General features: G+C 75.9%; 7 protein-coding genes. 1 reads left to right on the forward strand and 6 read right to left on the reverse strand.

Annotation, left to right across the window (positions count from 1 at the left end):
* Nucleotides 1-10: 10 nt before the first annotated feature.
* From E9565_RS20800 to E9565_RS20820, 5 genes are all read right to left on the reverse strand, one after another.
* A complete protein-coding gene (locus E9565_RS20800; RefSeq protein WP_236828684.1) occupies nucleotides 11-694 on the reverse strand; it encodes an AmiS/UreI family transporter in 684 nt (227 codons plus the stop codon).
* A gap of 90 nt (nucleotides 695-784) precedes the next feature.
* The gene (locus tag E9565_RS20805; protein ID WP_236828685.1) at nucleotides 785-1,069 is read right to left on the reverse strand and encodes a zinc ribbon domain-containing protein; all 285 of its coding nucleotides are present in this window, start codon (nucleotides 1,067-1,069) and stop codon (nucleotides 785-787) included.
* Nucleotides 1,070-1,232: 163 nt separating this feature from the next.
* Nucleotides 1,233-2,492 (reverse strand): bifunctional 3,4-dihydroxy-2-butanone-4-phosphate synthase/GTP cyclohydrolase II, encoded by a 1,260-nt coding sequence (locus E9565_RS20810; protein WP_236828686.1) that lies wholly within the window; start codon nucleotides 2,490-2,492, stop codon nucleotides 1,233-1,235.
* On the reverse strand, nucleotides 2,489-2,998 hold the full coding sequence (locus E9565_RS20815; RefSeq protein WP_236828687.1) for a flavin reductase family protein: 510 nt from the start codon (nucleotides 2,996-2,998) through the stop codon (nucleotides 2,489-2,491). The genes E9565_RS20810 and E9565_RS20815 overlap by 4 nt, the downstream gene beginning before the upstream one ends.
* 45 nt (nucleotides 2,999-3,043) lie before the next feature.
* Nucleotides 3,044-4,222 (reverse strand): LLM class flavin-dependent oxidoreductase, encoded by a 1,179-nt coding sequence (locus E9565_RS20820; RefSeq protein WP_236828688.1) that lies wholly within the window; start codon nucleotides 4,220-4,222, stop codon nucleotides 3,044-3,046.
* Between the two features lie 138 nt (nucleotides 4,223-4,360).
* On the opposite strand from E9565_RS20820, the gene E9565_RS20825 reads away from it, so the two are divergent.
* Nucleotides 4,361-5,998: a sigma-54-dependent Fis family transcriptional regulator gene (locus E9565_RS20825; protein WP_236828689.1), complete on the forward strand. Its 1,638-nt coding sequence runs from the start codon at nucleotides 4,361-4,363 to the stop codon at nucleotides 5,996-5,998.
* Here E9565_RS20825 and E9565_RS20830 read toward each other — a convergent pair.
* Nucleotides 5,986-8,418 (reverse strand): cation-translocating P-type ATPase (locus tag E9565_RS20830; protein WP_236836639.1); only part of this gene is annotated, 2,433 nt, incomplete at its 5' end. The two genes, E9565_RS20825 and E9565_RS20830, sit on opposite strands and share 13 nt — an antisense overlap.

Here is an 8,418-nt window from a genome sequence, read left to right on the forward strand (position 1 = left end):
GGGGAGGACGTCACCTCCCCTCGTGGGCGGCGGGGGTGCCGGTGCGGGGCGACGGCGGCGCGTCGGCCTCGCGGAACTCCGGGGCGGGTGCGCGCGCCTCGGCCGGCTGGGGGACGCGCAGCCGCGGCGCGAGCGCGAGCGACGCCAGGCAGATGACGGCGAGGGCGATCGCGGACTCGGTGAGGTAGTCACCCCAGACGCCGGTGAGCAGCATGAACGCCGGGATCGCGGCGGTGAACACACCGGCGACGACGGCGACCAGCCCGGTGAAGCGGGTCCACTCCTCCCGCTTCAGCCCGAGCACGACCCAGAACAGCGCCCACAGCACCGCCCAGTAGAGCCAGATGACGCCGAAGGCCGGGTCGTCCAGCCGCCCGAAGTTGAGGCCGGCGTAGACCAGGGCGCACCCGGCGACGAACGCCGAGAACCAGCCGAGGCCGGTGCCGTCGAGGCCGCCGAGCAGGTTGAAGCCGACGTAGAGGTAGGTGAAGCCGAACAGGTAGAGCCCCGAGGCGGCGAGCACCACGTCGGGGTCCCCGCCGGAGGTGAAGATCAGCCAGGTCGGGGTGATGACCTGGAGGCCGCCGACGAAGAAGTTCAGCGGTGCGGCGGCCCGGGCGTCCACCCGGCCCAGCAGCATCAGCCCGTTGAGGATCAGGACGGCTCCGACGTACAGGAGTCCCACGCTGGCCATCTGCACTTCCCCCTCATCGCTGGTGCGGTGTCGCGGTCCCCGTTCGGTTCGGTGGTGGGTGGGTCGCCGTCCCGGTGGACGGCGGCGGGGTCAGGGGCGCGGCAGCCGGCGCAGCGCCGGGTTCGCGGCCGCTGCCGGGGCGCGCGCCGGGCGCGCGGGCGGGGACGAGACGACCTGCGGCTCGTCGCGGGTCCGCTCGGTGCGGTCGATGAGCGCGCGGCGGGTGGCGTCGCCGAGGGAGAGCCGCGGTGCGGTGAAGACCCGGACGGCGGGGGAGCCGCAGTCGTCGCAGGGCGCGGTCCGCCCGGCGGTGCCCATCGGCAGCGCGCGCTCGCTCAGCCCGTGGTCCTCGCAGCGGTACACGTACAGCGCCATCGCGATCCTCCCCTGAGCTGGAGCGATCCAGGACGGTCACGCTCTCGGCCCCGAACGTGCAGGTCAACCCCTCGGTGGCTGCGGTCGGCGCCAGATCGTCGGGCCGCGCGCGTCCTCACCCACCGTGCTGCCACGTCACCGGGCGCACGGTGCCGCGGGGGGTTCAGCTGGTGTCTGCGGTCTCCGGCCCGGTGAGCACGGTGTGACCCAGGCGGTCCCGCTTGGTCCGCAGGTAGCGGACGTCGTGCGGGGTCGGCGCGGTGGGCAGCGCGACCCGGTCGACGATCTGCAGCCCGTGGCCGTCGAGCCCGCCGTGCTTGGCGGGGTTGTTGGTGATCAGGCGGAGCCGGAGGACACCGAGGTCGGCGAGGATCTGGGCGCCCACGCCGTAGCTGCGCGAGTCGACCGGCAGCCCCTGCGCGGTGTTGGCGTCGACGGTGTCCAGGCCCAGCTCCTGCAGCGCGTACGCGCGGATCTTGTGCCCGAGCCCGATGCCCCGTCCCTCGTGGCCGCGCAGGTAGACCACGACACCGCAGCCCTCGGCGGCGACCGCGCGCAGCGCCTGCTCGAGCTGGGCCCCGCAGTCGCAGCGCAGCGATCCGAGGATGTCGCCGGTGAGGCACTCGGAGTGCACCCGCACCAGCACACCGGCCTCCGAGCGGCCGGCGGCGGCGACGTCCCCCAGGACGAGCGCCAGGTGCTCGACGCCGTCCAGGGTGCTGCGGTAGGCGACGGCGCGGAAGTCGCCGAAGGCGGTGGGCATGGCCGAGCCCCCGACCGGCTCGACGAGGCGCTCGCTCGCCCGCCGGTACCGGACCAGATCGGCGACGGCCAGGAGCGGCAACCCGTGCGCGGCGGCGAAGGCGCGGAGATCGGGGCCGCGGCGCATCGAGCCGTCGTCGGCCAGGATCTCGCTGATCACACCGACCCCGGAGAGCCCAGCCATCGTCAGCAGGTCGACCGCGGCCTCGGTGTGGCCGGCCCGCCGCAGGACGCCGCCGGCGCGGGCACGGAGGGGGAAGACGTGACCGGGGCGCCGCAGGTCACCGGGACGGGTGGCCGGGTCGGCGAGGGCGCGCACGGTCGCCGCGCGGTCGGCCGCCGACACCCCGGTGCCCGTACCGGCGGCGTCCACGCTGACGGTGAACGCGGTCTCGTGCAGGTCGGTGCTGTCGGCGACCATCAGGGGCAGCCGCAGGTCGTCGGCGCGGGATGCGCTCATGGGCACGCAGACGATCCCCGTGGTGTGCCGGACGAGGAAGGCCATCCGGTCGGGGGTGACCAGTTCCGCGGCGCCCACGAGATCGCCCTCGTCCTCCCGGTCGGCGTCGTCGACGACCACCACGAGCTCGCCACCGGCGAGCGCGGCGACCGCGGACTGCACCGCGCCGGCGGTGGCCCGGAAGGGCTCCGGCGGGTTCACGGCCGGACCGCGTCCAGCGCGACGTGGGTGCCGAAGTCGCGCGAGTAGTAGGTCAGCGGGTGCCCGGTGCCGGAGTCGGCGACCCGGACGTCGGCGAGCAGCACCACGTGGTCGCCACCGTCGACCACCCGCGCGACCGCGCAGCCGAGGAAGCCACGGGCCCCGAGCAGCCGGGGCACGCCGTCGGCGGTCTCCCACAGCACCCCGGTGAACTTCAGGCTGCCGCCCTTGCGGGCGAAGGCGGTCGCCAGCGCGGCCTGGTCGCTGCCGAGGACGTTGAGCCCGAAGCGGTTCGTCCGGCGGACGACGGCGAGCAGGTCGGACCTGTGGTCCAGGGCGACGAGCACCATGGGCGGTGCCATCGACAGGGAGGCGAACGCGCTGACGGTCGTCCCGTGCGGCCTGCCGTCGTCGAGGCTGGTCACCACCGAGACCGGCGTGGGCACGCCCGCCATGACCTCGCGGAAATGGTCGCGGACACCGTCGTCCCCGGGCGGTCGGTTCATCTGCTGCTCCTCGTTCGGGGCGGCGCGGGGCGGGCGGACCGGGGGTCAGGCGGTGCCGGCCTTCTCCTTCTCGTAGCGCTCGGTCATCGTCGCGACGGCCTGCATCTGCGCGGCCGCGTAGCCCTCCCGCTTGCCGGTCGCGAACGCCTTCGCATCGAGCGTGCGCTGGGCGTGGCTGATCTCCCCGCCCTGGAAGTGCGGCATGACGTGCTGGGCGATGAGCTCCCACGAGCGCTTCGTCGCCGCGGGGTTGGCCCACTCGTGGCCGAGCAGCAGCATGGCCCCGAACCCGCCGGACTGGTCCCACAACCGCTGCACCTGGGCGCGGGCGTCCTCCACGGTGCCGATGGCCCCGATGCCGGCCTCGTTGATGAAGTCGATCATCTCCTTGGCGTCGCCGCCCTCGACCGCCATCTGGGGGAAGGCCGCGGTCTTCTGGAAGTAGCGGAACCAGGTCTCGATGCCGAACTGGACGTCGGCGTAGGCCTGCTCGCGGGTCTCGGCGACGTGCATCAGGCCGACCAGCCGCCAGTCGCGGCGGGAGACGGTCTGGCCGTGCGCGGCGGCCCGCTCCTCGACGACGTTCCAGTGGTGGGCGAGGGCGTCGAAGCCGTCCTTGGTGAGGGTGGCGCCGATGGACAGCAGCCCCACCCCGTGGGTGCCCGCCATGCGCGGGCCGGTGGGGGAGGCGACGGCCGCGACGGCGATCTCGAAGCAGGGCTGGGTGTAGGGCCGCAGGTGCAACCGGGCGTCGACGAGGTTGTGCGTCTTCGTCTGCGCGGTCACCGTCTCGCCGCGGAGCAGCCGCATGATGATGTCGAGGTCGACCTCCAGCAGCTCGCGGGTGTCGGTGGGGGTGAGGCCGAGCATCATCGAGTCGGTGGGCAGCGAGCCGGGGCCGCAGCCGAGCATCGCGCGACCGCGGGTGAGGTGGTCCAGCAGCACCATCCGCTCGGCCACCCAGAGCGGGTTGTGGTACGCGATCGAGGTGACGCCGGTGCCGAGCTTGATGTGCCGGGTGCGCTCGGCGGCCGCGGCGATGAAGATCTCCGGCGAGGCGATGATCTCGGTCCCGGCCGAGTGGTGCTCGCCGATCCAGGCCTCGTCGTAGCCGCAGCGGTCGAGGTGCTCGACCAGTTCCAGGTCCCGCTGGAGCGCCAGGGTGGGGTTCTCACCGGCGGGGTGGAAGGGGGCCAGGAAGGTGCCGAATCGCAGTCGGTCCATGACGTTCTCCTCGTGACGGCGGTGGCCCAGAAAGTAAGCTGCGTCACACCCGGATCGGTGTTCAGAAATCTGACGGTCGGGAGACCCCGCTCGCACGACGCTCGGCGGGGGACGGTCCCGGGAGGGCGGTGGCCGGTGGTGGTCAGTCCGTGGGAGCAGTTCCAGCTGGGCGAGGAGGCCACCGACGGCGTGCGGGCCGAGATCCTCACGTCCTGGCGCCGGTCCCGGCTCTCGGGTGTCGACCCCCAGCGCGTCGACCTGCCCTACCTCGAGCCCGACGTGGACACCCGGTTCGCCCGGGCGGCCGTGCCGGTCGTCGCCCGGCTCGCCCCGCTGCTCGTCGGTGGTGACACCTGCCTGGCGATCACGAACAGCGCCGGCCAGGTGCTGTGGCGGTGGGTGTCGGACCCCGCGCTGCGCGCCGACCTGGACCGGATGGAGGTCGTCGAGGGCTTCTCCTTCGACGAGGAGCACGCCGGCACCAACGGCCTCGGCACGTCGCTGGAGGCGCGGCGGGTGACCACGGTCCGCGGCTCCGAGCACTTCAAGGAGCCGTTCCACCGGTTCACCTGCGTGGCCGCCCCCGTGCCGCACCCGCTCACCCGGCGCGGGGTCGGCGCGGTCAACATCACCTGCCGCGCCGAGGACACCAACGACCGCCTGCAGCCGGCCGTGCTCGCGCTCGTGCGCGAGGTGCAGGAGGCGCTGCTGCACGCTGCCGGTGCGCGCGAGCGGCAGCTCTTCGACGAGTTCCTCACCTCGTCGCGCGGCGGGGCGCCGGTCATCACCCTCGGTCCCGACGTCCTGATCACCAACCGCGCGGCCGCGGCCCTGGACGTCGACCGGGACGCGCTGTGGTCGCGGATCCTGGGGGCGGTGGAGGACGGCGGCCCGATCACGATCCCCGAGCTCGACTCCCGCACCGCCACCCTGCGGCTGGTCACCGAGGGGCCGCGCGTCTCCGGCGCCGTCCTCGTCCTGGACCCGCCGGCGCAGGGCCCCCCGCCGGCGGACCCCCCGCCGGGTGGGGACGCCGCCGGGTCCGCCACCGACCGGGCGGCCGCGCTGGTGCGACGGCTGCTGGCCGACGGCGCCACCGTGGCGGTGCGCGGGGAGGCCGGAACGGGCAAGCGGCACCTGCTCGCCGGGGCGCTGGCGGCCCTCGCCGAGGAGCCGCTGCTGCTCGACGCGACGCAGGGGTGCCGGTCGTGGGCCGGGCAGCTGCAGGCGGTGCCGGGCGGAGCGGTGCTGCTGGCGCACCTGGAGCGGTTGTCCCCGCTGGACGCCGACCGGCTGGCCGTCCTGCTCCCGTCGCTGCCCCTGCGGGTGACCGCGACGATCACCGGACCGGCCGACCACCTGACCCGGCTGCTGGACGCCCTGGGGGCGACGGTCGTGGAGGTGCCGCCGCTGCGGCTGCGCACCGCCGAGGTGGACGGACTGGTGCGGCAGTTCTCACCGCACGGGGTGCGCTGGACACCTCAGGCACTGGCCGCGTGCCGCGACCACCCGTGGCCGGGCAACGTGGCCGAGCTGCGGCTCGCCGTGCGAGCGGCGGTCGCGGCAGCCGGCCGGCGCCCGGTCGGGGTGGAGCACCTGCCCCCGGAGCTGCGTGCGCCACCGGGGGGCCGCCGGCTGACCCCGCTGGAGAAGGCCGAGGCGACGGTGATCGCCGACGTGCTGGCCGCGTGCGGCGGGAACAAGACCGCCGCGGCCCGCGAGCTGGGCCTCGCGCGCCCCACCCTCTACGCGAAGCTGCGGGCCTACCGGATCTGACCGGTGCCCGGGCCGCCCTCCCCGGTGCCCGACCGGGCCAGCAGGCCCGGGACCAGCTCCGCGCCCGCGGCGCCGGCGGCGGCGCAGCCGAGCACGACCGACCACGACACCGGGTCCAGCGGCGTGCAGCCGAAGAACCGGCTCACCCCCGGCGTCTGCACGATCGTCACCAGCGCCGCCAGCGACCCGGCCACGGTGGCCAGCACCAGCGGGCTGCGCCGCCCCGACCACGCGGTCTGTGCGAGCTGGGTGCTGATCAGCGCGGCCAGCCCCATCGTGCTCGCCCGGCCGGGGAACAGCGGCGTCGCCCGGCCCACCAGCCAGGCCGCGGTCGCCCCGGCCGTCGTCGCCGCCCCCCGCACGAGCACCATCCGGCGCACCCCTGCGGTGAAGCCCCGGTGCGGGCCGGCCCTCAGCACGGCGGCCAGCGGGTGCCCGGCCAGCGGACCGTGGTCGTCGCCCACCGGCACCTGGCGGGGTGCGGCCACCGCGACGGCGAGCGCCGGGAACATGTCGGTGAGCAGGTTGACCAGCAGCAGCTGGCGGGTGTTCACCGGCGCCCGGCCGCCGACGGCGGTGCCGAGCACGGTGAAGGCCACCTCACCGGCGTTCCCGCCGACCAGCACCGACACCGCGTCGCGCACCCGCGACCACATGGCCCGGCCCTCGGCGATCGAGTCGACCAGCCGGGTGAGGTCGAGGTCGGTGAGCACCAGGTCGGCGGCGGTGCGGGCGGCCGGCGACTCCGCGCCCTCCACGCCGACGCCGACGTCGGCCAGCCGGATGGCGGCGGCGTCGTTCACCCCGTCGCCGGTCATGGCCAGCGTCGCCCCGGCCCGGCGCAGCGCCTGCACCAGCGTGACCTTCTGCTCGGGGGAGAGCCGGGCGAAGACGGCGGTGCCGGCGACCAGCCGCGCCCGCTCGGTGTCGGTGGCCCGCGCCAGCTGGGCGCCGGTGACCACGCGATCGGCGTCGGGCACCCCGGCCTGCGCGGCGATCGCGCTCGCCGTCTCGGGGTGGTCCCCGGTGGCCACCACCACCCGCACCCCGGCGGCTCGCAGCTGCTCGACGGCGCGCACCGACGACTCGCGGAGGGTGTCCGACAGCCCGACCAGCCCGCGCAGGGTCAGGTCCGCGGCCGCCCCGTCGAGTTCCTCCGGCGTCCCGTCGACCTCCCGGTCGGCGACGGCGAGCACCCGGAGCCCCTCGCCGGCCAGCTGCCGCACCCGGTCGCGCAGCTCGGGGGCGCCGGCGCAGCGGCGCAGCACCACCTCGGGCGCGCCCTTCACGACCAGCCGGCCGTCGCGGACGGCGACGGAGAAGCCGCGCCCGGCGGCGAACGCCAGGCTCGCGTCGGGCGGGCCGTCCCACGCCTCGCCCGCGGCCTCCAGCACCGCGCGGTCGGTCTCGTGCGCGCCGTCGTCGCCGTTGCCCATGCCGGCCGCGGCCAGCCGCAGCAGGTCCTCCTCGCCGCCGTCGTCCAGGGGCAGCAGGCGGGTGACCCGCAGCCGGTTCTCGGTCAGCGTGCCGGTCTTGTCGAAGCAGACGGTGTCCACCCGGCCGAGCGCCTCGAGCACCCGGGCGCTGCGCACCACCGCGCCGCGCCGCGAGAGCCGCCGGGCCGCCGCCTGCTGGGCGACGGTGGCCACCAGCGGCAGCCCCTCGGGCACCGCGGCGACCGCGATCGCCAGCCCGGCGGCGACCGACTCGCGCAGCGGGCGGCCCCACAGCACCCCGAGCAGGGTGACCACGCCGCCCCCGGCGAGCGTGAGGGGGAGGACGGCGCGGGTGAGCTCGGCCAGCCGCGCCTGGACGCCGGCCGGTGGCGCCGCGCCCCCGGCGGCGCGCGCGGCCCGCCCGGCCTGGGTGGCCGGCCCGACGGCGACGACGACGGCCCGCCCGCGCCCGGCGACCACGGTGGTGCCGTCGAAGAGCATGCAGGTGCGGTCGGCGAGCTCGGCCCCCGGTGTCGCGGGTACCGACTTGGCGACCGACAGCGACTCCCCGGTGAGGCTGGACTCGTCGACCTCCAGGTCCTCGGCGTCCAGCAGCCGGGCGTCCGCCCCGATGACGTCGCCGGGCTCGACGAGCAGCACGTCCCCGGGGCGCAGCGCGGTGGTGGGCACCTCCTCGGTGCCGCCGTCGGTCTCCCGGCGGGCGCAGTGCGCCTGCTCCAGCAGCAGCGACTCCAGCGTGCTCTCGGCGCGCATCCGCTGCAGCCCGCTGACGACGGCGTTGATCGCGGTGACGCTGCCGACCAGCACGGCGTCGGTGACCTCGCCGAGCACCGCGGTCGCGGCGGCGCCGGTGGCCAGGATGGGCGTGAGCGGGTCGGCGAGCTCGGCCCCCGGTGTCGCGGGTACCGACTTGGCGACCGACAGCGACTCCCCGGTGAGGCTGGACTCGTCGACCTCCAGGTC

It is taken from the genome of Blastococcus sp. KM273129, from assembly GCF_021698995.1.
Lineage (GTDB): Bacteria > Actinomycetota > Actinomycetes > Mycobacteriales > Geodermatophilaceae > Blastococcus.